Source organism: Monashia sp. HAY1-5C (assembly GCF_056755255.1).
Map to the genome: position 1 here is coordinate 1 of NZ_JBPGXG010000668.1, position 243 is coordinate 243.

Sequence of the window (243 nt, forward strand, 5' to 3'; positions counted from 1 at the left end):
TCGGTGAGGCTTATTATAGGCCTTTTCATTTGTATTTCTTCGTTTATCTTTGCACAGGATAATCCAAAACCTTTGCAGAAGGACCCGTATTTTACTCCCAAAACTGTTCCTCAGAAAAATGCTCCGCCGGCAGAAAAGGTGAAGCATATTCATTCTGATGAATTACGTAAGGATCCGGCAAAGTATGACGGCAACAATTATTTTACAGGAAATGTTCAGTTTGAACATCAGGGTTCTTTACTC

General features: G+C 39.5%; 1 protein-coding gene. It reads left to right on the forward strand.

What is annotated here, in order from left to right; translation table 11 throughout:
* The coding region (locus ACR9ZK_RS23130; protein WP_481344256.1) for a hypothetical protein at positions 1–243 on the forward strand (243 nt) is incomplete at both ends.